This is a genomic window from Bacillus altaicus (genome assembly GCF_042136375.2).
GTDB classification, from domain to species: Bacteria; Bacillota; Bacilli; order Bacillales; family Bacillaceae_G; genus Bacillus_A; species Bacillus_A cereus_U.
In genome coordinates this window covers 1401578-1426400 of record NZ_CM143394.1, presented here as the reverse complement: position 1 = coordinate 1426400, position 24823 = coordinate 1401578, and the positions used below count along the sequence as shown (strand labels likewise).

The following is a 24823-nucleotide window of genomic DNA, read 5'->3' as shown; positions in this document are numbered from 1 at the left end:
TCCGCTATATTCTATTACTAAGCCGAAAGTTCATGCTCTACTTCGCATCTTCCTCTATCGCCTTCTCACGAGCGAAAAAAGCACATTCACCTTTGGTAAATGTGCTAAAACATTTTTTGGTTTTGCACTGCATTCACAATAATATTTGCTGTTTCTTCAATCGCCTTATTTGATACATCAATCACTTGACAATTTATTTTACTAATTACTTCCTCAAAATGACCAAGTTCTTCTTGAATACGATTAATATTTGCATATGTTGCTCCATCACTTAATCCAAGTGATTTCAATCGTTCTTTTCGAATATGATTTAACTTATCCGGTATAATTTTCAAACCGAAACATTTCTCTTTTGCCACTTGATATAATTCCTCAGGTGGATCCACTTCCGGTACAAGTGGTACATTGGCAACTTTCAAACGTTTGTTATGCGCTAAATATTGTGAAAGTGGTGTTTTTGATGTACGTGAAATTCCAATCAACACGATATCAGCTTTTAAAATACCACGTGCATCTCTACCATCATCATACTTAACTGCAAATTCAATCGCTTCAATTTTTTTAAAGTACTCTTCATCTAATCTTCGAACGACACCTGGCTCATACCTTGGTACTTGCCCTGTAATTCCTTCAATTTGATCGATAAGAGGTCCGATAATATCGTATGCCTCTACTCCTTCTTTTGCCGCTTCTGTCAATAAATATTGACGCATATCAGGCTTTACTAACGTAAAACAAATAAGCGCTTGATTGCTCTTGGCAATCGAGATTACTTCTTTTAATGTCCCCGTATCTTCTACATACGGTACACGTCTAATATCAGGAGCGAATGGGAACTGTCCCATTGCCGCTCTAACAACCAAATCAGCCGTTTCTCCTACAGAGTCAGATACGACATATACGATTTTATTATCCATTACATTACCTCACTTTAAACAAATTACACTTATTCGTTATTTACTAAATTTACAAACGCACGTGTAATATTTGTTTTTGTAATTCGCCCAATCACTTCTAAACCTTGTTTCGTATCCTTCACAACCGGCATCGCATCAATCTGTCTTTCTATTAATTCCATCGCAATATCATATAAAGAATCCTCCCTGCGACACATCGCAATGTTTGGCATCCTTGTCATGATAATATTAACCGGAAGAGAGGTTAAATCCTGCTTTCCTAAGCTAGCTCGTAATAAATCTTTACGAGATACAACGCCAACTAATAAAGTAGCTTGATCTACAACAAATAATGTACCAACGTCCTCTAGAAACATAGCACAGATTGCATCGTATACTGATACATTTTTATCAATTACAGCCGGTCTAGATTGATAATCTTGCACTTTAATTTTCTTAACAGCTTCAGATAATAGCTGTCCCCCAGTTTTACCCGTATAAAAATAACCTACGCGTGGACGTGCTTCTAAATAACCAGCCATCGTTAAAATTGCTAAGTCTGGTCTTAGCGTTGCACGTGTTAAACCCAATTGCCCAGCAATTGACTCCCCTGTAATAGGACCGTGATCTTTTACAATCTGAATGATATGCTCTTGCCGTTTATTCAGCTCTATGATAATCACCACCTTTAATGCACAACGAAAAAAGTTATACTATCTCTTAAATATTATATACTAAATATGCTATTCGAAAAAGAAAGTATGTAAAAAGGACCGTATACGGCCCTTTTTATATTTGAAACTTATCAAGTTGTTCCAAGAAACGCCTTGTTTTCAAATAAATCCCACAATATTCATCATAATATGTATTCAATACTGTACGCATTTGTTTTTTTGTACTATCCTTCACCGATACATTACCGAGCCGGTGTAAATCGAAGTGAAGAAAGAGACGTAATAATTTATGAACAGCCTCTCCCACCGGAATACGATACGGATCTTGTTCCGCATGACGCGAGCACAGAAAACCGCCTTCCCTGACAGAGAAGGCGACAAAATCTGTTTCTTGATGACAAATAGCACATGTATCAAAGTACGGGTGCATCCCTAATACCGGAAGCATTTTCGTTTGATAAATTAATGATAATGCTTCTGGGTCAACACCCTCACACATATAATGCAACGTTTGATATAACATTTCAAATAAATACGGATTATGCTTCTTATCTTCTGTTGCTTTATCAGTTAATTCGATAATAAATGATGCATAAGCAGTTAAAAATATATCCTCGCGAATTTCTTTCATAGATGAAATAATCTCGCCTTGTTGCAAAGTTCCAAGTCCAGATCCAATTTGAATAAGAAAATGACCATGTGTCATAAGTTGCGAAATAGCCGCTAACCGACTCTTCGGTTTTTTCGCCCCTCTTGCCATTGCACTTATCTTACCAAATTCCCGTGAGTATATTGTAACAATCTTATTTGTTTCTCCGTAATCTGTTGTACGGATGACAATGCCCTCAACTTTTTGAAACATGTTCGTCACCATCCAAGGTTTGAACAAAACGGGTCAAGAAATTGGAGAGTCTAGATGCGCTAACTCCTCTTCATGTTGATCCATCTCATCGTTTACGTCTTTTTCCATTTCTTTCAAAAGCAAATACGTTTCAATGCTTCCTGTTTTGGAGAAAAACTTCCAGGTAAAATCTAGCATAAGAATCCACCTTTCTCAATAAGCGTAGCCTATAAAGCAATTTCTTTTGTTGTTATTAAATTGACCCATTTTGTTCATTTTCATGTGAGAAAAATTTTTCCTAATTTATCAAGGTTCATAAAAACCAATAATCAGTGGATGAACAAAACACCCACTGATCACAACTTTACTTCATATTAATACTCGTCTTCACGGAAACCAAGGTCACGAAGCTGTGACATCTTATTACGCCAATCTTTTTGCACTTTCACCCATACTTCTAAAAATACTTTAGAACCAAGAAGTGCTTCAATGTCAAAGCGAGCTCGCTTACCGACTTCTTTTAACATCTTCCCTTGCTTACCTATAATAATTCCTTTTTGTGATGCACGTTCAACAACAATCGTTGCGTTTATATAAACCGCTCCGCCCTCACGCTTTTGAATTGCATCAATAACAACCGCTACAGAATGCGGTACTTCTTCACGTGTTAAATGTAATACTTTTTCACGAATAAGCTCTGAAATAATAAATCGCTCTGGATGATCCGTTACTTGATTATCCGGGTAATATTGCGGTCCTTCTGGTAAATACTTTTTAATTGCTCCGATTAACGCTTCAACGTTATTACCGTCCAATGCAGAAATTGGCACAATCTCCGCGAACTCATATAGTTTACGGTATTGATCAATTAACGCTAATAATTGCTCTGGATGAACTTGGTCAATTTTATTAATTACTAAAAATACCGGTTGTTTCGTTTCTTGTAATTTCTCAATAATAAATTCCTCACCACGACCATATCCTTCAGTTGCATTGACCATAAACAGAACAATATCAACTTCTTTTAATGTCGTTTGAGCCATCTTCACCATGAAATCGCCTAGTTTATGTTTAGGTTTATGTATTCCTGGTGTATCAATGAAAACTACTTGTGAATCATTTTCTGTATATACACCTTGAATTTTATTACGAGTTGTTTGTGGCTTATCGCTCATAATAGCAATTTTTTGGCCAATAATACGATTTAAAAATGTAGATTTCCCAACATTCGGTCTGCCAATAATAGAGACAAAACCTGATTTATAACCTTTTCTATTCATGTAAATCCTCCGCTAAAAATGCTCCTGGTAACAATTCTCCGACTGTTGTCTCTTGAACATCACCATGTAAGTTTGATAGGTATACTTTCGTATCCTGTTTACATAATTCTACCATAACTTGTCGACATGCTCCACAAGGAGGTACTGGACGCTTTGTATCTGCTACGACTGCAATAGCTACAAACTCGTTATCTCCTTCAGAAATCGCCTTAAATAACGCTGTTCTTTCTGCACAGTTACATAAACCATATGATGCATTTTCAACATTACATCCACGATATATTTTTCCATCCTGAGTTAGTAAAGCTGCACCTACTTGAAATTTAGAATATGGTACGTACGCTCGTTTACGCGCTTCGGTTGCTTCTTGAATTAATTGTTTGCTATTCATATTCCCGCATCCTTTCCGTTCACAGATGTGAATAGATACACTCTTTCATTAAAGGCCTTCACGGCGCTCCCAAAGCTTAATAAAAGCTTCGGAATGCAACTATACCATATACGGTAAAAAGATAATAGCACCAATTACAGCAGCTATAATTGCAAACAATAAAACTGCCCCCGCCGCAACATCCTTTGCAATTTTCGCAAACGGATGAATATCGGCGGTTGCTAAGTCTACTGTTTTTTCAATAGCCGTATTCACCATTTCTAAACTCATTACAATCCCTATCACAATAAGTAATACAATCCATTCCGTTGTTGTAATATGGAAATAAAAGCCGCAGCACATAACAATGACTGCGGCTAAAGAATGAATTTTCATATTTCGTTCATGACGAAGACAAAAGTATATACCAGCTATAGCATATCCAAAACTATCTAAAAGTTTTCCTTTTTTCATCGTCCTAATCCAAAGGCCTCTAAAATTTCTTTTTGTCTTCCAAACATTTCTTTTTCATCTTCTTCTGTCATATGATCATAACCAAGCAAATGCAAAAAGCCATGTAGTGCTAAAAACCCAAGTTCTCGATCAAAAGAATGTCCATATTCTTCCGCTTGTTCTTTTGCTCTTGGAATAGAAATAATAAGATCTCCTAACATACGCGGCATCTCCACACCGACAATTTCCATTTCACCTTCTCCCATTTCTTCCATGGCGAAAGAAATAACGTCCGTAGGCTGATCCTTATCTCGGTAATCACGGTTTATTTCACGAATACGTTCATTATCTACAAACGTAACCGATAATTCTGCTCCTTCTTCTATCTTTTCCATTTGGGCTGCTTTCTCTACCAACCCTCGAATCAAGCTTATATACTCGTCTTTCACTTCGTCTGTTTCATCAATAAAATCAATTAATAAACTCATTCTTTCTCCTTTTCTTCCGGCGGTTCCGGATATGTAATACGGGAATGGAAAATACCATTTAACGTTTCACATAACGTTTTTCCAACGATTTGTAGTTCCTTAAATGTCAAATCACATTCACTAAATTGACCATCTTGCAAACGATCTCTAATGATACTTTGCACTAAATTATTGATTTGATCTGGCGTTGGATGATTCATTGAACGTACCGCCGCTTCTACACTATCAGCAATACCAATGATTGCCGACTCTTTAGAAGTTGCTTTTGACCCTGGATAGCGGAACATTTCCTCAGTATATTTCTCTTTATCTTCTTTAATCGCCTTATAGTAAAAATATTTAAGCAACGTTGTACCATGATGCTGTCCAGCGATATCGATAATTTCTTGAGGTATATGGTGTTCTTCTAACATTCTCACCCCATCGGTTACATGAGCAATTATAATATCTTTACTCGTTACAGGGTCTAATCTATCATGCGGGTTTTCAATCCCCATCTGGTTTTCAATAAAAAACTGCGGTTGTACTGTTTTCCCTACATCATGATAATACGCCCCTACACGCGCTAATACTCCGTTTGCTCCAACCGCTTCGCATGCAGCTTCTGAAAGATTGGCTACCATTACACTATGGTGATATGTACCTGGTGCTTCTAATAAAATTTTGCGCAAGAGCGGGTGATTCGGACTTGAAAGTTCCATCAACTTCATACTCGATACAATCCCAAGGCCACTTTCTAAATACGGTAAAATCCCCATAGCTAGAACAGAAGAGATAATCCCTGAAACTGCAGCCATTAATAATTGTATCCCAATTTCAAGAGGCGAAAAGTTCCCATTTCGCAATAATAACAACGCCGCTAATACGACTACATTTAATACAGAAACGAGTATACCAGCTTGTAAAATCATCGTACGACGATTTTTTTCTCTCAAGAAAATACTAACTGATAATGAACTTAATAAAACATAAATCCCCACACTATAATTCAGTGTACTCGTTACACCTTCATTAAACATAATACTTCCGCACACAGAAAAGATCATGCTCGTTAAAAATACAAATCTATCACCAATCATTAATTTTACAAGTATTGTTCCCATCGCAACTGGAACAACATACGCGATTCCTGCATATTCAAGTTTTTGAAACAAACTAATGATTTTCATTAAAACAATCGTGATAGACAAAATTGTGATATATGCTAAAACATACGGTCTATCTTCTCTTTTTCGCTGTAAAAACACTTCAAATTGCTTATGCATAAAGTACAATAACACACAAATAAGTACAGCCAGACCAACATAAGGTTGGAAGGTATTGCCCTTCTCTAACAATCCGGCTAACTTCAACTGCTCATATGCTTCTCGTGAAATCGTATCGCCTTCTTTCACAAGAACTTGCCCTTGAAGGATAAAAACTGATGCAACTGAATCTTCCGCTATTTTTTGACTATCTTTCGTCGCAGCTGAATCATAAAAATAGTTCGCTGTAACCGCATACTTACCTAGTGTATTCACCGCAACTTTTAAATCACTGCTTATATTTACGCTACTCATTTCAGTAACAAATCGTTCTCTTGCAACTTCTTCTTGATCCATCTTAATGTGTTCACTCATAATTTTATTAACCGCTGTTACAGCCGCATCCTTCGCCAATGACAATTGACTTGAATCAGCATTAATAAATTTTAGCAATATCGAATCTGTTAAGCTTTTCGCTAAATCTGTTGGTAATTTCTTCTTTAACTTGTCCAATTTATCCACATCAGAAATTTTTTTATACTCGTCTGGGCCAGTCGATTTAGCCTCTGCCTCTACTTCACTTACCGCATCAAAGACGGAATTTACAATATCCACTTTATTTTGCTTATATTCGCTTTTATATGTATATTTATCCTCAACCTTTTGAGCGGCTTCTTTTTTCTTTTTCGCTGTTGCGGATTTATCTTCAATTTTAACAGGAGAGTGAATTGTTTTTTTAGCAATATCGAGCTCTTTAACATCTAATTGCTCTGGTTTCACATTATTCATAAGTGCAAAAAACAGTACCGCTCCTAATAAAACGTAAGAAATCCAACTTAGTTTTTTCGAATGTTGTAAATTACGAAACCACTTAGAAATTTCTTGAGATCTTGACATGATTTCAATACCTTCTCCTCTCCAGAAATAAAGTGAAACTATTTATAGCTTTCATTTCTTCCAGCCAACGATGCTTTTTAGGACCATATTTTTATAGACCATCACCTATAGTTTATTTCTCTCGTCTTTAATGATAGTAAAAAACATGTCCTTCGCCAACCTTATCATACAAAAAGAAATGATCCTGACAAATAGGATCATTCCATTTTATCATATGCCTCAATAATACGTTGCACTAACCGGTGTCTCACAACGTCCGTTTGTTCCAATGTAATGAACGAAAGACCTGATACACCAGATAAAATATTAGCAGCAATAGAAAGACCTGACTTTACCCCTTTTGGTAAGTCTACCTGTGAGGGATCCCCCGTAATAACCATTTTAGAACTAAAACCTAATCGTGTTAAAAACATTTTCATTTGAACACCAGTTGTATTTTGCGCCTCATCTAATATAACAAATGAATCATCAAGAGTACGCCCTCTCATATAAGCAAGAGGTGCAATTTCAATTACACCACGTTCCATCATACGTTGTGTATATTCTTGTCCAAGAATATCATGTAACGCATCATATAGTGGACGTAAATACGGATCTACTTTTTCTTTCAAATCACCTGGTAAAAACCCTAAACTCTCTCCAGCTTCTACAGCAGGTCTTGTTAAAATAATTTTCTTTACATACCCTTGCTTTAAAGCTCTCACAGCCATCACTACGGCTAAGTATGTTTTTCCTGTCCCAGCAGGCCCTATCCCAAATACAATATCATTCTTTTTCATTGCATGAATATATCGTCTTTGCCCCATCGTTTTCACACGAATGGATTTACCTTTTGCTGTTTTAAAAATTTCCTCTTCATATAACTCTTCGAATTGAGCAATTTTCCCTTGTTGCCCAAGCTGAATCGCATACGCAACATCTCTTTCCGAAATTGATACACCTTTACGGATAACAACAAGTAACTGTTGTAAGATTTTTTCTACGAGTACCACAGTTTCATCTGCCCCAGATACACGAACAGATTCTCCTCTAGTCACAATCGATACACTAAGTTCTCGTTCAATTACTTTTAAATGAGCATCATTTACCCCAAAAAGAGCGATTGCTTCGTTAGGGTTTTCCAATTGTTGGTTCATTTCTACTAATTGTTCTGCCATCACTCAGTCTCCTTGAATATCGAATTCAGATATTGGTTGTGGCTCTGCAATATTTTCAATCACTGTATAATGTAATGTGACCTTTAGGTGATCCGCCTCAACCTCTTTACTCAAAATGTTATCACTTACAATCATAGCATGTTCATCCAATTTTTTCTTCAGTTCTTTTTCTGCCATCTCTTTCGCTACTTTCATTGCTTGTTTTTCGGTATATTCTCGGTTCGCTTCTTCCTCTTCTCGTACAATATCTTTCTCGTATGCAACTGGTAATGTGAATCCAAATAATTTCACATCATGTTTTACACTTTCAGTACGAGAGCGTTTATACTTATCCTGTTGAAATCCCCATATTTTTATTTTAGCACTCCCAAATTTAAGAAAATATTCATTATACGAATTACCAGTATACACTTGAAATTGCGTCTTTAACGGAACATCCACCTCAGATTTGTACCACGTTTCTCCATATACAATCCCTTTAGCCGAAACAATTGTCGGATTCTCCTCATTACCATACATCCCCGAGACGAGAAGTTGCCCCTTTTCTACATGGTCATTTTTCATGACAACAGGCTTCCCAACTTCCACAAATGTTTTTGTAATAATCCCTTCTTTTTTCGCTACTAAGTTTTGCGGCTGTTGTTCACTTTCTTTTTTCGGTTCATTTTTTTCAACAATCTTAAAATGATATGTTGTCCCTCTTATTTCTAATCCCGCCCAAGTAATCGCATTAATATTGTCTGTCAAATGACGTTGAACATCTTCTACACTCGGCATTTGGAACTGTAATTTCCCTTTTTTTATACCCATTTTGTCCAATTCTTTCATCAAGATATATTCCGTTTCAGGTTTTGCTCCTGTAATTTCAATTTTCCACACCATATTTGACAATGCGATCATTCCGAAAAAAAATATTAAAAACCCAATTAAAAATCCACTATTTTTAATTAAACGCTTATTCCAAAACGGAAAACCGTAACGTCCAATAAAATATAATTTACATTCATTTTTTCTATAAATTGGTTTTATCTTTTTCACATCTCGTAATAACATACAAAAAACTAACGTTTCATCGGCTATCTTCTTTACATCCCAAACGAGTAATTTCCTCCGCACACACTCGTTAACAAAGCGTTCCGCTCCTCTACCTTCAATTCGCACCTTTACATACCCAAGCCATTTTATAAACCATTTATTTTTCATCGACTATCTCCACTACCTTTCTAAAAGTAGATACACTACTTTTCAATTCGATTATCAAACTAGCTCGTACTAAATTAGCAGATTCCTTGATCCTCACTAATTATTAACCTTCACGAGCCAGTTTTTTACGTGGAACTCAATTCCCACCTATCCTCTTTGTACGAACCGAATATTGAGGCCAGAACGTTATCGCCTGTTAATACAAGGTAACGAAGAAAAACTTCACAAACGGAAGTTTCTCCTCACTCCTCTTTCGTTTCATTTTCTAAAAACGTCACTTGTTCAATAATCCCTTCAAGCAACAGTTCTTCTGGAAGGATTGTTTTAATAACAAAGGATTGACCTTTAATTAATAATTGACCATGTTTCAATAGCAACCTTACCTCTTTATCTGAAAACACTAATAATCCTCGATGATTTTCTATATAGATATGTACTTGCCCAACAAGCGTGATCCGAGGTAGATCCATTAACACATCCACTGGCAGGTCTATTTGCTTCGTTAACCAATTCTTCATTTGTTCTAATTTCTTCATCTCAAAAGACCCCCTCTCATCCCATGTGTATGAAAAAAGAGCTTGTAATATCACGTCCAAACTGAAAAAAGCATAAAAAAACGTCTCATACGAAATGAGACGCTTTTTTATGCTAATAGCTGGATAACCAGCTTATTCACAAGTGATCCGTCTGTTTTACCTTTTACTTTCGGCATAACAGCAGTCATCACTTTACCCATATCTGCTTTAGATGTAGCACCAACTTCAGAAATAACTTGCTTAATTATATCCGCTAGTTCTTCTTCTGTTAATTGCTCCGGCAAATATGCGCTTAAAATCTGAATTTCACTTTGCAGTTTATCAACAAGGTCTTCACGACCAGCTTTTTTAAATTCAAGGAGGGAGTCCTTATACTGTTTTACTTCACGAGCTAAAACTGTTAATTCCTCTTCTTCAGTAAGAGTATGTTGCAGTTTAATACCTTCATTTTGTAAAGCAGCCTTAACCATACGAATAACGGTTAATTTTTCTTTTTGTTTATTCTTCATCGCTTGTTTCATATCATCGTTTAAACGACCGAGAAGACTCATAACTTACACCCTCTCTTAGAACTTACGCTTTCTTGCCGCTTCAGACTTCTTCTTACGTTTTACACTTGGCTTTTCATAAAACTCGCGCTTTCTTGCTTCAGCAAGTGTACCAGTTTTAGAAACCGACTTTTTAAAACGGCGAAGTGCATCCTCCAAAGACTCGTTTTTACGAACGACTGTTTTTGACATTCTCTTTCCCTCCCTCCGAAACATCACACTTACATACTAACTTCAGCATGCAAAAAGAAACACTTCTTCAGCATGTCTTTTACGATTATAATACATTTTATCACTTCAGGTCAACTATTTGGCAGAATAAAAGAAGAATTGATGCTCTTCTTTTTCAAAAACTATGTTGATAGCCTTTATCTCTTCCCCTAAAAATAAATATTTTTTTATCACTGGATCTTTTTTATACAAGGATACGCTCAAAAATCACTCATTTAACGAACAACCCACTGCATCTTCTTTCAATACTTAACTTCTCCATGAACGAAAAAAGCATGCAAACCCTTGTCGTTTGCATGCTTTTTATCCCGCTATTTGTGGGCAGTAAACGCCCGATTGGTGAAGGCTAATAATCAGTGGGGGATGAACACCCCCCCACTGATTAAAGTTTCACTTTATCATGCGCTTGCTGATTCTTTTTTTACATCATCTTCAAGAACACGAACAAACTGCGCTTCGTTATATGGATAACCAGCTTTTGTAATTTTCACTTTTACTAGCTTACCAATCAATTCTTCAGATCCTTCAAACACAATTTTTAAGTAGTTATCTGTATAACCTACATATAAACCTTCACGGTCACCATCTTTAAATGTCTCTTCCGGAATGATTTCAAGTACTTCACCTTCAAATCCAGAAGCATACTCTTTCGCTAATTGATTTGATAGCTCAATTAGACGATGAACACGATCGTTCTTCACGTCTTCAGGAACTTGATCTTCCATACGTGCTGCTGGAGTACCAGTACGTTTTGAATAAGGGAAAACGTGTAATTCAGAGAAACGATTCTCTTTAATGAAATTGTACGTTTCCATGAATTCTTCTTCTGTTTCCCCTGGGAATCCAACAATTACGTCTGATGTAATCGCAAGACCTGGTAACGCTTCTTTCAAACGATCTAAACGCTCTTGGAAAAATTCCATCGTATACTTACGGCGCATACGTTTCAATACAGTATTAGATCCTGACTGTAATGGAATATGCAAGTGACGTACAACTACTTCTGATTTATCTAACACTTCAATTACTTCATCAGAAATTTGACTCGCCTCAATAGAAGAAATACGAAGGCGTTTCAATCCGCCTACTTTCGCTTCCATATCGCGCAGTAATCCCGCTAAGTTATACTCTTTTATATCTTCACCGTATCCACCTGTATGAATACCTGTTAATACGATTTCTTTATAGCCCGCATCTACTAATTGCTGCGCTTGTTTAATAACTTCTTTTCCATCACGAGAACGCATTAAACCACGCGCCCAAGGAATGATGCAAAATGTACAGAAGTTATTGCAACCTTCTTGTATTTTTAAAGATGCACGTGTACGGTCCGTGAAATATGGTACATCGAGCTCTTCATATACACGTGTTTTCATAATATTGCGGACAGCATTAATTGGTTGACGCTCTTTACGGAATTCTTCGATGTATCCTAACATCTTCTCACGATCTTGCGTACCAACAACAATATCTACACCTGGAATTGCCATAATTTCTGCTGGAGATGTTTGTGCATAACATCCAGTTACACAAATTACCGCATCTGGATTTAGACGTACAGCACGTCTAATTACTTGACGGCTTTTTTTATCTCCAGTATTTGTTACTGTACATGTGTTAATAACATATACATCAGATTTTTTTTCATATTCAGTTCTTTCATAACCACCTTGTTTAAACAATTGCCAAATCGCTTCTGTTTCATAGTGGTTTACTTTACAACCTAACGTGTGGAACGCAACAGTTGCCATTGATTATCACCCCATCAATTCAAAATGATAAGAAGCGGCACTTAACGCATAAAGCGGAGCCGTTTCTGTTCTTAAAATTCTTGGTCCTAAACTACATGGTACAAATTTATGTTCACGAAGTGCGGTTATCTCTTCCTCCGCTAAACCGCCTTCTGGTCCAAATACAATCAGCAGCTTTTGGCCTGGTTTAATCGTCGATAAAGCTTTCGCAAAATTAGATTTCTCACCTTGTTTCGCTTCTTCTTCATACGCAACAAGACAAACATCATACTCGCTACTCATCGACAGCAGTTGTTTAAATGATGAGGGAACGTGTACTTCTGGAATTTCACTTCTATGCGATTGTTCCGCAGCTTCTTTTACAATTTTTTTCAAACGCTCAACTTTTTTATCTGCTTTTTTCGCATCCCACTTTACAATAGATCGAGATGCTTGAAATGGTAAAAATGCAGCTGCCCCAAGCTCAGTTCCTTTTTGAAAAATTAACTCTAGCTTGTCTCCTTTTGGCAGTCCACTTGCAATCGTCACGAACACAGGAAGTTCGCTTGACGCCTCTACCCATTCTACAATAGTGGTATCCACAAATTCACTGGTAATTTCAGCAATTGAACACTCTGCTGTTTTACCATTTACACAGCAATAAATGTGGTCACCAGCTGACATACGCATCACTCTTGCGATGTGATGGACATCATCACCCATTATGCGAATACTTGTCTCATTTACATATTTCTCTTCTACAAAATAACGTTGCATATAATCACCTTAGTAGAGTTTCGTTCCTTTCGTAAGTCAACACTTACGAAAAGAACGAAACGTTATCATTTTCATATAACAAACGGCAAGTCCCTCACCTTATACGGTGAGAGACTCCCCTGTTCTTTATAGACTAAAATCTATATTACGCATTTCGCGCAATAATTGCTACCCAATCTTCCATTCGAAGCACTTCTTCAATTGTAAATCCAGCTTTTTCTAACGCTTCAGAAATTACTTTTTCTTTCGCCCCAATAATACCAGATGTAATAAATAATCCACCTGGCTTCACAACTCTCGCTGCATCTTCAGGGAATAGAAGAATAATTTCCGCTAGTAAATTTGCTACGATTACATCAACTGGACCTTCAATACCTTCTAACAGACTATTCTGTCCAACATTGACAATGTCATCTGTTTTATTTAAGCGCACATTCATTTCTGCACTTTCAACTGCAACTGGGTCTAAATCATATGCTTGAACAGAAACCGCACCTAATTTTGCTGCTGCAATACTAAGTACCCCCGAACCTGTCCCCACATCAATCACAGTATCACCTGGCTGAACCGTTTTTTCTAACGCACGAATACACATCGTTGTTGTTGGATGTGTCCCTGTACCAAATGCCATACCTGGATCTAATTCAATAATTTTTTCATCTGGAGAAGACGGTGTATACTCTTCCCACGTCGGCACAATTGTGAATGTATCAGAAATTTGAACTGGATGATAATACTTCTTCCAAGCAGTAGCCCAATCTTCCTCATCGACTTCATTAATTGTAATAGTTCCTGTACCAATTTCGATGTCGAAAGATGGTAGCGCATCAATAGATGATTTTACACCTGCAACCGTTTCGTGTAAAGAATCCGTTTGTGGGAAATATGCTTTTACCAAAACACCCTCACTTGGATATTCATCTGGGTTAAGTGCATAAATCTCACCGTATTGTTGCTCGCGCTCTTTCGTCAACTCCGCTGGGTCCTCAATCGCAACCCCGCTAGCGCCTGCTTCATGCAAAATATGAGAGACAGCTTCTTCTGCTTCTTCTGTTGTATGAATACTAATTTCTGACCATTTCACAATTTACCAACTCCATTTTTTATTTCCATTATTCCCCTTTAAAAGCACGTTTAAGCTTTCTGAATAAGCTATCATCCTGCTCTTCTTGCCCTGCAAATTCACGCAATAAATCTTTTTGATGTGAAGTTAATTTCGTCGGCACAACAACACGAACAACTACATATTGATCTCCTTGACCATATCCACGTACGTTCGGAGCACCTTTTCCTTTTAAGCGGAATTCTGTTCCTGTTTGTGTTCCTGCTGGAATTTTCAGCTTCACTTTTCCATGAACGGTAGGAACTTCTACTTCCGCACCAAGTGCCATTTGCGCAAATGTTAATGGCATTTCACAAATAATGTGATCCCCTTCGCGCGCAAAGAATTCATGATTTCTCACATGAACAACAACATATAAGTCACCTGCCGGTCCGCCATTTACGCCTGCTTCACCTTTTCCAGATACACGAATTTGTTGACCATTATCGATACCCGCTGGAATTTTAACATTGATTTTTTTGCGTTTACGAACTTTACCAGAACCATGGCATGTCGTACATTTCTCTTTAATCATTTGACCTGTTCCTGAACAATGCCCACAAGCTTGACGGTTTACAATACGCCCAAATGGTGTATTTTGTTCTACACTTACTTGCCCTGATCCTGAACAATGTTTACATGTTTCTTTTGAAGTCCCTGGTTTTGCTCCACTACCCTTACAAGTATCACATGGATCCTCCACTGGAATCTCAACATTTAATTCTTTACCAAAAATAGCTTCTTCAAACTCTAAAGTAACTTGATATTGTAAATCAGCACCTTGACGCGGAGCATTCGGATCACGACGTCTGCCGCCACCGCCACCAAAGAATGAACTGAAGATATCTTCAAATCCGAAGCCACCACCGAAGTCGCCTCCACCGAAACCTTGATTCGGACCCGCGTGACCAAACTGATCATACTGCGCGCGGTTTTGATCGTCACTTAATACTTCGTATGCTTCTTGTACTTCTTTAAACTTTTCAATTGCATTTTCTTCTTTACTTACGTCTGGATGGTACTTTTTAGCCAAACGACGATACGCTTTTTTTATTTCATCTTTAGAAGCACCCTTGCTAAGTCCAAGGACCTCATAATAGTCTCGTTTATTCATAAATTTGCAACCCCCGAATCTTTCACATAAACGTAATTTTAACACCGAAAGAAAGTGCTTTGCAACAAAGTTTCCTCACTTACAGTATGCAAAATAAAAAACTTAAGCTCCTCACACATTTCTTCTTATTCGTGAAAAAAGCCAAAGCCAAGGCACGCTTGACTTTGACTTTTTGTCATCTTACTTATTTTATTTCACTGTATTACTTGTCTTCTTTTACTTCTTCAAACTCAGCGTCTACTACATTATCTTTTTTCGCGCCAGCGTCTTGTGCTCCTTGTGCACCTTCTGCTTGCCCTGCAGCCGCTTGAGCTTGCTCGTATAATTTAACAGTTAATTGTTGTACGATTTCTTGAAGAGCATCTTTTTTCACACGGATTTCTTCAAGTTCGTTTTTCTCGATTGCCGCTTGTAATGCTTCTTTCGCTTCCGTTGCTTTCGCTACTTCAGCTGCATCTACTTTACCTTCTAAGTCTTTTACAACTTTGTCTGTTTGGAATACAAGTTGATCAGCTTCGTTACGAAGTTCAACTTCTTCCTTACGTTTTTGGTCAGCGTCAGCATTTGATTCCGCTTCTTGTACCATACGATCTACTTCTTCATCAGAAAGACCTGAAGAAGATTGGATTGTAATAGTTTGCTCTTTACTTGTTCCTAAGTCTTTTGCACGTACGTTAACGATACCGTTCGCATCAATATCGAACGTTACTTCGATTTGTGGAATTCCACGTGGTGCTGGCGGAAGGTCTGTTAATTGGAAACGACCTAATGTTTTGTTGTCAGCTGACATTGGACGTTCACCTTGTAGTACGTGAATGTCTACCGCTGGTTGGTTATCAGCAGCTGTTGAGAATACTTGTGACTTACTTGTTGGAATTGTAGTGTTACGCTCGATTAATTTCGTGAACACACCACCCATAGTTTCGATACCTAAAGAAAGTGGAGTTACGTCTAATAATAGAACGCCCTCTACATCACCAGTAAGTACGCCACCTTGAACTGCAGCACCTAATGCTACAACTTCATCTGGGTTTACACCTTTGTATGGCTCTTTACCAGTTTCACGTTTAATTGCTTCTTGTACAGCTGGGATACGAGTAGAACCACCAACAAGGATAACTTTATCTAATTCGCTTGGAGAAAAACCAGCATCTTTTAATGCACGACGAGTTGGCTCTAATGTTCTTTCAACAAGACCAGCTGAAATTTCTTCGAATTTAGCTCTTGTTAACGTTAATTCTAAGTGTAATGGACCAGCAGCTCCAGCACTAATGAATGGTAATGAAATTTGTGTTTGTGTTACACCAGAAAGATCTTTCTTCGCTTTTTCAGCTGCATCTTTCAAACGTTGAAGTGCCATTTTATCTTGGCTTAAATCAATGCTATTTTCTTTTTTGAATTCAGCTACTAAATGATCGATGATAACTTGGTCAAAGTCATCTCCACCAAGACGGTTGTCACCAGCAGTTGAAATAACTTCAAATGTTCCATCTGCTAACTCAAGGATAGATACGTCAAACGTACCGCCACCTAAGTCATATACTAGAATTTTTTGTTCTTCATCTTGTTTTTCTAAACCGTAAGCAAGTGCTGCTGCTGTTGGTTCGTTAATGATACGCTCTACTTCTAAACCAGCAATACGACCAGCATCTTTTGTCGCTTGGCGTTCTGCATCGTTGAAGTATGCTGGTACTGTAATAACAGCTTTCGTCACTGTTTCACCTAAGTACGCTTCAGCAGAAGCTTTTAAGTTTTGTAAAATGATTGCAGAAATTTCTTGAGGTGTATAATCTTTACCTTCAACTTCTACTTTATAGTCTGTACCCATATGACGTTTAACAGACATGATTGTATTTGGGTTTGTAATTGCTTGACGTTTCGCAACTTCCCCAACTTGACGCTCTTCATTTTTGAAAGCTACAACAGAAGGTGTTGTACGATTTCCTTCTGGATTTGGGATAACCTTTGGTTCTCCACCTTCCATAACAGCTACACAAGAGTTTGTTGTACCTAAGTCAATACCGATAATTTTACTCATAGCGAATCCTCCTACATTTATGTAAATTATTGATTTACTTTTACCATTGATGGGCGAATCACACGGTCTTTTAGTTTATAACCTTTTTGGAATTCCTCCACAACCGCGTTTGATTCAAACTCACTGTCTTCTACTTGCATAACAGCTTGGTGCTCATGAGGATCGAACTGTTTACCAACAGCTTCAATCGCTTCAACACCTTCTTTAGTCAGCGCTTCTAACAATTGACGATGCACCATTTCCATACCTTGTAATAAGGACTTCATTTGATCATCAGTTGCTTCCACTTGCATTGCTCTTTCAAAATTATCAAGAGCTGGCAGAATATCTGACACAAGACTTTGTGCTCTATATTTTTCAGCAGCCTGTTTATCCATTTGAACGCGGCGCTTATGATTTTCAAAATCAGCTTGTAGACGTAGTGTGCGACCTTCCGTTTCCGTTAGTTTCGCTTGTAACTCATCTACTGTTTCTTGTAAAAGAGCAGCTTCACTTTTTTCTTCTACAGCTTCTTCACTGTTGTCTGTCGTGACAGCTTCTTCAACTTGCGCTTCTTTCACTTCTTCTACCACTTGTTCGTTACGCTCTTCCACAATTTTCACCTCCTTAAAAGGTATTAGGTATCACGCTTAGCACGATTACCTAAGCATTATATATTACACACAGCAATGAAATTTCCATCACTTGAGCGAATGTATTACTCTCATTTATTTTTTAAGTCCATCAGTAAATTGCCTTGTAAATAACTGCAACAAACTAATTACACGAGAGTATTGCATTCTCGTTGGACCTAAAATCGCAATTGTTCCAAGTTGCTCTTCTCCAATCGAATACGTTGCAGAAATTAAACTACAATCTTCCATAGCTATCGAAGAATTTTCCCTGCCAATTTTCACTTGAATACCTACTTGTTTATGACGCAAAATATCATAAAACTCAGCTTCGTTATCAATCATCGTCAGCAAGGATCTTACTTTTTGAATGTCATGGAACTCTGGCTGCGAAAGCATATTTGCTTTTCCTCCAAAGTATATCTTTTCCGATAAAGGAACTTGAAATGTACCATCCAACATTTTTATTGCACTATCGTAATTATGAACATACCCACGCAACACTGTAACAATCTCTTTTAAAATTTTATTATGAAGTTCTGCCATAGGTATACCAGATAGCTTTTCATTTAAAATATTAACCATTTTTTCTAAATCTGATAAATCAACAGATTCCGGAACGGTAATCGTTTTACTTTGCACATGCCCTGTATCTGTTACAATAATAGCGACTGCTGTTTGACGATCAAGCGGTACAATCTGTACATTTTTAAGTTTATTTGTGCTCAATTTCGGACCAAGAACAATGGCCGTATAATTCGTAAGCTCTGATAAAATTTGAGCTGATTGTTGTGCAATTTTTTCTGCTTCAAAAATTCTTTCAGCAAATAAATCTTTAATTTGTACAATTTCATCGGTCGGTAAGTTTTGTGGCGCTAAAAGATGGTCTACATAAAAACGATACCCTTTTTCAGAAGGAACACGCCCAGAAGAACTATGCGTTTTTTCAATAAATCCTAGTTCTTCTAAATCAGCCATTTCATTTCGAATAGTAGCTGAACTAAACGTAATTTCATCTTTCTTCGCCAACGTCCTCGAACCAACTGGTTGCGCTGATCCAATAAAGTCATCAACAATTGTTTGTAAAATTAAGAGCTGACGTTCCGTAAGCATCTCATCATCACCTCTGTTAGCACTCTTTGTCTTCGAGTGCTAAATCTATTAATAACTTACCAAAATTGACATTCAATTGTCAACGGAAACGTCACGAAATAACGAAACTTTTTCACGCTTATGGCACATTTAATTAATCAATCAGAAATGACTGGAATACTTCATTCCCTAATAGTTTCCCTTTCCTCGTTAAACAAACATGTCCATCTCTGTTTTCAAGTAATCCTTGTTCTTGATTACTTTGTAACTGCTTTGCAAAAACATGGTCCATCTCCACATTAAATTTCTTTTGGAATTCTAACTTAGAAACACCTTTTGTTTTTCTAAGCCCTAAGAACAACTCTTCTTCCATTTTTTCTTTCTCCGTCACTGCGTGAACGTCTAAATATGGAAATCCAGTTTCATCAATTTTAGTGAAATAGTGCTTAAGCGGACCTACATTTTGAATTCGTTCTCCGTTCACATAACTATGCGCTCCAGCTCCAAATCCATAATATTCTTCATTATTCCAGTATGTGAGATTATGTCTACTTTCATTATCACCTTTTGAGAAATTGCTAATTTCATACTGGTTATAGCCATGTTTCTCCATTTCATCCATTACCATTTCGTACATTTTCGCTTCATGATCTTCACCTGGTAGTCTTAATTTCCCTTTATTCATTAAGTTATAAAAGACTGTTTTCGGTTCCACAATTAATGAATATGCCGAGAAATGTTGCACACCAAGCGTAAAGGCAATGTCTAATGTTTCCTTTACATCTTCTATCGTCTGTCCTGGCAGAGCATAAATTAAATCTACATTAATATTTGTAAAACCGACTTCCTGCGCTTCTCGAATTGCTACGAATGCATCTTCTCTCGTATGTTGACGTCCAATCTTCTCAAGTAGCTCATCACGAAACGTTTGCACACCAAAACTAATTCGGTTTACTCCACCTTCTAGCAATACGTTCAACTTCTCTTTCGGTAAATCACCTGGATTCGCTTCAAATGTTAATTCACAATTCGGCGCAAATGGACGCAAACGACGGTTAATGATGTCGAGTAGTTTTTTTGTCTGTTCCATATTTAATGCCGTCGGAGTTCCTCCGCCAACAAAAATCGTTTTCATACTTTCAAACGGTACTTTTTGAACCGTATTTATTATTTCTTTCTCTAAATATTGTAAGTATTGATCAACCGGTTGGCGTTCAATAAATACTTTATTAAAATCACAATAGTGACAAATATGCTGACAAAATGGAATATGAATATATGCAGCTTGTACCAAATATAACTCCTACCTTTCTAAAAAGAAAACCTCCGCACTTCGGAGGATTCTTTACTTCTCTACTGTATTACGGATTTGTTCCATTCGCATTTTTCCCCAATCATACATCATTTCAACGATCGGTAAAAGCGACATACCTAATTCCGTCATATAGTACTCAACACGCGGAGGAATTTCCGGGTATACTGTTCGATCAACAATCCCGTCCTCCATTAACTCTTTCAATTGATTTGACAACACTTTATGAGAAATGCTCGGGAACAGACGTTGCAATTCACTAAAACGATGCGGACCTTCCACACCTAAGTGCCACAATATCACAACTTTCCACTTCCCACTAATAATAGAAAGCGTCAGTTCCTTTTCGCAATTAAAATTACCTTTTTGTATTTTCTCTCGAATATCTTTTCGAATATTTTCGGACATTAATAGTCTCCTAACTCTATATCAATCACTAAAAAGCTCTCTCACTATTGTAAATGAGAGATGCTAAGATGTCTAAAAAGTAGCATATAAAAAAGAAGCCGAACGAACGGCTTCTACTTTTATCACGATTGGTGCGGGCTAATAATTAGCGAAGAATAGAAAAATCCCCACTAATTATAGTTCACTCTATTAGTTATCATCCATTTTCAGTACAGCCATGAATGCTTCTTGCGGCACTTCTACAGAACCAACAGACTTCATACGTTTTTTACCTTCTTTTTGCTTATCAAGAAGTTTACGCTTACGAGAAATGTCACCACCGTAACATTTTGCAAGTACGTTTTTACGCATCGCCTTAATTGTAGAACGAGATACAACTTTATTTCCGATAGTCGCCTGAATTGGCACTTCAAACTGTTGTCTTGGAATTAATTTCTTTAATTTCTCTACAATTACTTTACCACGGTCATACGCTGAATCACGATGTACAATAAATGATAAAGCATCCACTTGTTCATTATTTAAAAGAATATCCATTTTCACAAGTTTAGATGGTTTATAACCAATTAACTCGTAGTCAAATGATGCATATCCTTTCGTATTTGATTTCAATTGATCGAAGAAATCATATACGATTTCTGATAACGGGATTTCATATGTCAATGTAACACGTGTTTCATCTAAATATTGCATATCAATAAACGTTCCACGTTTCCCTTGGCAAATTTCCATTACAGCTCCAACATAGTCATTCGGAACCATAATTGCAGCCTTCACAAACGGCTCTTCTACACGATCGATAGCCTGTGGATCTGGCATATTAGATGGATTATCAACAATAAGATCTTCACCGTTTGTTAAATACACTTTATAAATAACGCTTGGCGCTGTTGTAATTAAGTCAATCTTGAATTCACGTTCAATACGTTCTTGAATAATCTCCATGTGAAGCAGCCCTAAGAAACCACAACGGAAACCAAAACCTAAAGCTTGAGATGTTTCAGGCTCAAATTCAAGAGCCGAATCATTCAATTCTAGTTTTTCTAACGCATCACGCAAGTCGTTATAACGTGCAGAATCGATTGGATATAAACCACAGAATACCATTGGATTTAATTTACGATACCCTTTTAACGGCCCTGCAGCCTGACGTTTCGCATGTGTAATCGTATCACCAACACGTGTATCGCCTACATTTTTAATAGATGCTGCTAAGAAACCTACATCACCTACTGTTAACTCGTCACGTTGCGTCGTTTTCGGTGTAAATACACCTACTTCTGTTACTTCAAATTCTTTTCCAGTTGCCATCATACGTACTTTATCGCCAACTTTTACCGTTCCATTTACAACACGGATATATGCAATTACACCGCGGTACGGATCATATAAAGAATCGAAAATCATACATTGTAACGGTTCTTCTGAATCACCTGTTGGAGCTGGTACCTTTTCAACGATTTGTTCTAAAATATCTTCAATACCAATGCCAGCTTTCGCTGAAGCAAGTACAGCTTCCGATGCATCTAAACCAATTACATCTTCTACCTCTTGACGTACGCGTTCTGGGTCTGCACTTGGTAAGTCGATTTTATTAATAACTGGTAAGATTTCTAAATTATTATCAAGCGCTAAATATACGTTCGCTAATGTTTGCGCCTCAATTCCTTGCGCTGCATCCACAACAAGAATTGCACCTTCACAAGCCGCTAAACTACGAGATACTTCGTACGTAAAGTCGACGTGTCCTGGAGTATCGATTAAGTGAAGAATATACTCTTCACCGTCTTTCGCTTTATACGTTAGTTGTACCGCATTTAATTTAATTGTAATACCACGCTCACGCTCCAACTCCATAGAGTCAAGCAATTGCGCCTTCATTTCGCGCTGTGCCAACGCGTTTGTTTTCTCCAAAATACGGTCTGCCAACGTTGATTTCCCGTGGTCAATGTGAGCAATGATGGAGAAGTTACGAATTTTGGACTGTCTTTTTGCTCTTTCTTCTTTATTCATCTATGTTCTCAACTCCTAATAGTCTCGCCAATATACACTAGCACTGATTATATCAATAGAGCAGCAAAGATTCAATGAAAACTCGTGCTGCTTACAATACAAATCACTCTATCTATATCTTATGCGAACAAACCATAAGAGACAAACCTTTTTCAAATTAAAGGACGGCTCTCTTACAAACCAATAAGACAACCGTCTTTCCCGCTACCCTTAACTAAAAATCCCTTTTATTGCCCCAACCACTATATCCGTTCCAAACTTTGTCATATCACGAGCAACACTTGCTATCGCCATACCGATACCTTCTACAACATTAAAACTTCTTAAGCTTTCTAACTGTTTTTGTTTTTCAATAGCCGAAAACGTATCTCTCGAAATTTCTGATTCAGCCCCAGCGCCTTCTGTTCCTGTCATATGAGCAATTTGTTCATATGACAGCTGACGATACCCCTTCATACTTTTCAGACCATGATTAGCGAGTCCCACTCCAGCTATCATCATAAGCAAGCATAAGACTGTACCGCATATACATAACAGCGTAAATCGACTCAAACTATTTCTGGCTCTTTCCATCAATGTGTATAGGCCCCTGTGTTATCTTGATCAATCTGATGATGCAGTGCTGCATTTAAACCACTTGCTATTACATTTGCCATATCCTCAATAAAGGCATCTACTTCTTTTGGGGTTACCATTAAATTATGACCAAGAGGAGATAACACTTCATAAATCAACTTTCTCTTTTCTTCTTCTTCTAACGTACCAATAGCTCCTAAAAACATATTTCGACTCTTTTCATCCGGCATATCTTCTTCTGTTAGTTTTTTCTTTTCTCCAAATGAAAATCCCGCTGGTAATAAAGATCGTGACGGCTTATGTCCCTCTTTCATCTCTCTTCCAAAGTGCTTCAAAATAAAATCAATCGTATCACTCGTAATAGAAACTGCGTCTACTACAGTTGGAACACCAATCGCAATAACAGGAATACCTAATGTTTCTTTACTTAGTTCCTTACGCTTATTCCCAACACCAGATCCTGGATGAATTCCTGTATCAGAAATTTGTATCGTACTATTTACTCGTTCAATAGAACGCGCAGCTAATGCATCAATTGCGATGACAAAGTCTGGTTTTGTCTTCTCAATAATTCCGTAAATGACATCGCTCGTTTCAATCCCTGTAATTCCCATTACCCCTGGACGAATGGCACTAACAGGTCTAAACCCTTCTTCCACACTTTCAGGCTGCAATTTAAACAAATGTCTCGTCACCAGTACGTTCTCTACAACTATCGGTCCGAGTGCATCCGGCGTTACATTCCAATTCCCAAGACCTACGATTAAACAACTCGCTTCTTTTGAAACTCCAACCTCTTCTAAGAAATAAGAAAATTCTTTTGCAAAAATACGCTCTACTTTTTGCTGAAGTTCCGTATCTTGTTGTCGTATACCTTGCACCTCGAGAGTTAAATAACTCCCAGGTTTTTTCCCCATCGACTCAGATGCAATTTCATCAATAGTTACTTTTGTAATTGTAACTCCCTCTTCTTCCCTCTCTTTTACAATAACTCCCTGTATCCCTTTTTGTTCTTCTTGGCGCTCTTGCAGCATTTGGTGCGCCTCTACAGCAAGGTCAGTTCTAACACTATATTTACTTAAATCTAATGGTTCTTTCATCGTATCTCCTCCGTAATTCATAGTAAATATCGTTAGATTTCCCCAAGTTATATTAGGTCATTCTTTCCTTTACGTGAAATTTCATTGATATACTATTGCAATTCTCTTCACCGTTTGATAAAATATCACTTG

At 37.4% G+C, this 24823-nt stretch carries 26 protein-coding genes; all 26 read right to left on the bottom strand.

What is annotated here, in order from left to right; genetic code table 11:
- Positions 1-104: 104 nt before the first annotated feature.
- The gene (locus tag ACE38F_RS07470) at positions 105-917 is read right to left on the bottom strand and encodes a pyruvate, water dikinase regulatory protein (RefSeq protein ID WP_341305833.1); all 813 of its coding nucleotides are present in this window, start codon (positions 915-917) and stop codon (positions 105-107) included.
- A 29-nt stretch (positions 918-946) separates the two neighbouring features.
- Complete coding sequence (locus ACE38F_RS07465; RefSeq protein WP_215556635.1) at positions 947-1579, bottom strand: helix-turn-helix transcriptional regulator; 633 nt, start codon at positions 1577-1579, stop codon at positions 947-949.
- Between the two features lie 106 nt (positions 1580-1685).
- Positions 1686-2432, bottom strand: coding sequence for a DNA repair protein RecO (gene recO / locus ACE38F_RS07460; RefSeq protein ID WP_016106175.1), 747 nt, complete (start codon positions 2430-2432; stop codon positions 1686-1688).
- Between the two features lie 33 nt (positions 2433-2465).
- A complete protein-coding gene (locus ACE38F_RS07455) occupies positions 2466-2609 on the bottom strand; it encodes a YqzL family protein (RefSeq protein WP_000883924.1) in 144 nt (47 codons plus the stop codon).
- A gap of 176 nt (positions 2610-2785) precedes the next feature.
- Positions 2786-3691, bottom strand: a complete 906-nt coding sequence (gene era, locus ACE38F_RS07450) for a GTPase Era (protein ID WP_002160449.1) — start codon at positions 3689-3691, stop codon at positions 2786-2788.
- On the bottom strand, positions 3684-4082 hold the full coding sequence (locus ACE38F_RS07445) for a cytidine deaminase (RefSeq protein WP_002111886.1): 399 nt from the start codon (positions 4080-4082) through the stop codon (positions 3684-3686). Before ACE38F_RS07445 ends, era begins: the two co-directional genes overlap by 8 nt.
- Before the next feature lie 99 nt (positions 4083-4181).
- Positions 4182-4535: a diacylglycerol kinase family protein gene (locus ACE38F_RS07440; protein WP_215554212.1), complete on the bottom strand. Its 354-nt coding sequence runs from the start codon at positions 4533-4535 to the stop codon at positions 4182-4184.
- The gene (gene ybeY, locus ACE38F_RS07435) at positions 4532-5002 is read right to left on the bottom strand and encodes an rRNA maturation RNase YbeY (protein ID WP_215554213.1); all 471 of its coding nucleotides are present in this window, start codon (positions 5000-5002) and stop codon (positions 4532-4534) included. The genes ACE38F_RS07440 and ybeY overlap by 4 nt, the downstream gene beginning before the upstream one ends.
- Positions 4999-7143 (bottom strand): HD family phosphohydrolase, encoded by a 2145-nt coding sequence (locus ACE38F_RS07430; RefSeq protein WP_375369560.1) that lies wholly within the window; start codon positions 7141-7143, stop codon positions 4999-5001. The genes ybeY and ACE38F_RS07430 overlap by 4 nt, the downstream gene beginning before the upstream one ends.
- 197 nt (positions 7144-7340) lie before the next feature.
- Positions 7341-8300 carry a PhoH family protein gene (locus ACE38F_RS07425; RefSeq protein WP_215554215.1) on the bottom strand — a complete coding sequence of 320 codons (960 nt, stop codon included), beginning with the start codon at positions 8298-8300 and terminating at the stop codon, positions 7341-7343.
- Between the two features lie 3 nt (positions 8301-8303).
- Entirely contained in the window at positions 8304-9503 is a 1200-nt protein-coding gene (gene yqfD, locus ACE38F_RS07420; RefSeq protein WP_002111891.1) for a sporulation protein YqfD, read from the bottom strand.
- A 242-nt stretch (positions 9504-9745) separates the two neighbouring features.
- The gene (yqfC, locus tag ACE38F_RS07415) at positions 9746-10039 is read right to left on the bottom strand and encodes a sporulation protein YqfC (RefSeq protein WP_375369561.1); all 294 of its coding nucleotides are present in this window, start codon (positions 10037-10039) and stop codon (positions 9746-9748) included.
- Between the two features lie 107 nt (positions 10040-10146).
- Positions 10147-10590, bottom strand: a complete 444-nt coding sequence (locus ACE38F_RS07410) for a GatB/YqeY domain-containing protein (RefSeq protein ID WP_000054578.1) — start codon at positions 10588-10590, stop codon at positions 10147-10149.
- A gap of 15 nt (positions 10591-10605) precedes the next feature.
- Positions 10606-10779, bottom strand: a complete 174-nt coding sequence (rpsU, locus tag ACE38F_RS07405) for a 30S ribosomal protein S21 (RefSeq protein WP_002088683.1) — start codon at positions 10777-10779, stop codon at positions 10606-10608.
- Positions 10780-11216: 437 nt separating this feature from the next.
- Positions 11217-12569, bottom strand: coding sequence for a tRNA (N(6)-L-threonylcarbamoyladenosine(37)-C(2))-methylthiotransferase MtaB (gene mtaB, locus ACE38F_RS07400; RefSeq protein WP_215554216.1), 1353 nt, complete (start codon positions 12567-12569; stop codon positions 11217-11219).
- 6 nt (positions 12570-12575) lie between these two features.
- Positions 12576-13325 carry a 16S rRNA (uracil(1498)-N(3))-methyltransferase gene (locus ACE38F_RS07395; RefSeq protein WP_002111902.1) on the bottom strand — a complete coding sequence of 250 codons (750 nt, stop codon included), beginning with the start codon at positions 13323-13325 and terminating at the stop codon, positions 12576-12578.
- Positions 13326-13470: 145 nt separating this feature from the next.
- Complete coding sequence (gene prmA / locus ACE38F_RS07390; protein WP_375369563.1) at positions 13471-14409, bottom strand: 50S ribosomal protein L11 methyltransferase; 939 nt, start codon at positions 14407-14409, stop codon at positions 13471-13473.
- A 28-nt stretch (positions 14410-14437) separates the two neighbouring features.
- A complete protein-coding gene (gene dnaJ, locus ACE38F_RS07385) occupies positions 14438-15541 on the bottom strand; it encodes a chaperone protein DnaJ (protein WP_002111904.1) in 1104 nt (367 codons plus the stop codon).
- Between the two features lie 202 nt (positions 15542-15743).
- On the bottom strand, positions 15744-17579 hold the full coding sequence (gene dnaK / locus ACE38F_RS07380; RefSeq protein WP_002111905.1) for a chaperone protein DnaK: 1836 nt from the start codon (positions 17577-17579) through the stop codon (positions 15744-15746).
- A 26-nt stretch (positions 17580-17605) separates the two neighbouring features.
- Entirely contained in the window at positions 17606-18172 is a 567-nt protein-coding gene (grpE, locus tag ACE38F_RS07375; RefSeq protein WP_002111906.1) for a nucleotide exchange factor GrpE, read from the bottom strand.
- A gap of 114 nt (positions 18173-18286) precedes the next feature.
- Positions 18287-19303 carry a heat-inducible transcriptional repressor HrcA gene (gene hrcA / locus ACE38F_RS07370; RefSeq protein WP_215554218.1) on the bottom strand — a complete coding sequence of 339 codons (1017 nt, stop codon included), beginning with the start codon at positions 19301-19303 and terminating at the stop codon, positions 18287-18289.
- 133 nt (positions 19304-19436) lie between these two features.
- On the bottom strand, positions 19437-20576 hold the full coding sequence (gene hemW / locus ACE38F_RS07365; RefSeq protein WP_215554219.1) for a radical SAM family heme chaperone HemW: 1140 nt from the start codon (positions 20574-20576) through the stop codon (positions 19437-19439).
- A 51-nt stretch (positions 20577-20627) separates the two neighbouring features.
- A complete protein-coding gene (locus tag ACE38F_RS07360) occupies positions 20628-21002 on the bottom strand; it encodes a winged helix-turn-helix transcriptional regulator (protein WP_002015203.1) in 375 nt (124 codons plus the stop codon).
- A gap of 189 nt (positions 21003-21191) precedes the next feature.
- A complete protein-coding gene (lepA, locus tag ACE38F_RS07355; RefSeq protein WP_215554220.1) occupies positions 21192-23015 on the bottom strand; it encodes an elongation factor 4 in 1824 nt (607 codons plus the stop codon).
- Between the two features lie 210 nt (positions 23016-23225).
- Positions 23226-23588, bottom strand: coding sequence for a DUF3679 domain-containing protein (locus ACE38F_RS07350; RefSeq protein WP_215554221.1), 363 nt, complete (start codon positions 23586-23588; stop codon positions 23226-23228).
- Entirely contained in the window at positions 23588-24691 is a 1104-nt protein-coding gene (gene gpr / locus ACE38F_RS07345; protein WP_215554222.1) for a GPR endopeptidase, read from the bottom strand. The genes ACE38F_RS07350 and gpr overlap by 1 nt, the downstream gene beginning before the upstream one ends.
- Between the last annotated feature and the right edge of the window lie 132 nt (positions 24692-24823).

Coding starts and splice junctions, on each gene's coding strand:
- ACE38F_RS07470 (WP_341305833.1), bottom strand. CDS start 917: ATGGATAATAAAATCGTATATGTCGTATCTGACTCTGTAGGAGAAACG.
- recO (WP_016106175.1), bottom strand. CDS start 2,432: ATGTTTCAAAAAGTTGAGGGCATTGTCATCCGTACAACAGATTACGGA.
- ACE38F_RS07455 (WP_000883924.1), bottom strand. CDS start 2,609: ATGCTAGATTTTACCTGGAAGTTTTTCTCCAAAACAGGAAGCATTGAA.
- era (WP_002160449.1), bottom strand. CDS start 3,691: ATGAATAGAAAAGGTTATAAATCAGGTTTTGTCTCTATTATTGGCAGA.
- ACE38F_RS07445 (WP_002111886.1), bottom strand. CDS start 4,082: ATGAATAGCAAACAATTAATTCAAGAAGCAACCGAAGCGCGTAAACGA.
- ACE38F_RS07440 (WP_215554212.1), bottom strand. CDS start 4,535: ATGAAAAAAGGAAAACTTTTAGATAGTTTTGGATATGCTATAGCTGGT.
- ybeY (WP_215554213.1), bottom strand. CDS start 5,002: ATGAGTTTATTAATTGATTTTATTGATGAAACAGACGAAGTGAAAGAC.
- ACE38F_RS07430 (WP_375369560.1), bottom strand. CDS start 7,143: ATGTCAAGATCTCAAGAAATTTCTAAGTGGTTTCGTAATTTACAACAT.
- ACE38F_RS07425 (WP_215554215.1), bottom strand. CDS start 8,300: ATGGCAGAACAATTAGTAGAAATGAACCAACAATTGGAAAACCCTAAC.
- yqfD (WP_002111891.1), bottom strand. CDS start 9,503: ATGAAAAATAAATGGTTTATAAAATGGCTTGGGTATGTAAAGGTGCGA.
- yqfC (WP_375369561.1), bottom strand. CDS start 10,039: ATGAAGAAATTAGAACAAATGAAGAATTGGTTAACGAAGCAAATAGAC.
- ACE38F_RS07410 (WP_000054578.1), bottom strand. CDS start 10,590: ATGAGTCTTCTCGGTCGTTTAAACGATGATATGAAACAAGCGATGAAG.
- rpsU (WP_002088683.1), bottom strand. CDS start 10,779: ATGTCAAAAACAGTCGTTCGTAAAAACGAGTCTTTGGAGGATGCACTT.
- mtaB (WP_215554216.1), bottom strand. CDS start 12,569: ATGGCAACTGTTGCGTTCCACACGTTAGGTTGTAAAGTAAACCACTAT.
- ACE38F_RS07395 (WP_002111902.1), bottom strand. CDS start 13,325: ATGCAACGTTATTTTGTAGAAGAGAAATATGTAAATGAGACAAGTATT.
- dnaJ (WP_002111904.1), bottom strand. CDS start 15,541: ATGAATAAACGAGACTATTATGAGGTCCTTGGACTTAGCAAGGGTGCT.
- dnaK (WP_002111905.1), bottom strand. CDS start 17,579: ATGAGTAAAATTATCGGTATTGACTTAGGTACAACAAACTCTTGTGTA.
- hrcA (WP_215554218.1), bottom strand. CDS start 19,303: ATGCTTACGGAACGTCAGCTCTTAATTTTACAAACAATTGTTGATGAC.
- ACE38F_RS07360 (WP_002015203.1), bottom strand. CDS start 21,002: ATGTCCGAAAATATTCGAAAAGATATTCGAGAGAAAATACAAAAAGGT.
- lepA (WP_215554220.1), bottom strand. CDS start 23,015: ATGAATAAAGAAGAAAGAGCAAAAAGACAGTCCAAAATTCGTAACTTC.
- ACE38F_RS07350 (WP_215554221.1), bottom strand. CDS start 23,588: ATGGAAAGAGCCAGAAATAGTTTGAGTCGATTTACGCTGTTATGTATA.
- gpr (WP_215554222.1), bottom strand. CDS start 24,691: ATGAAAGAACCATTAGATTTAAGTAAATATAGTGTTAGAACTGACCTT.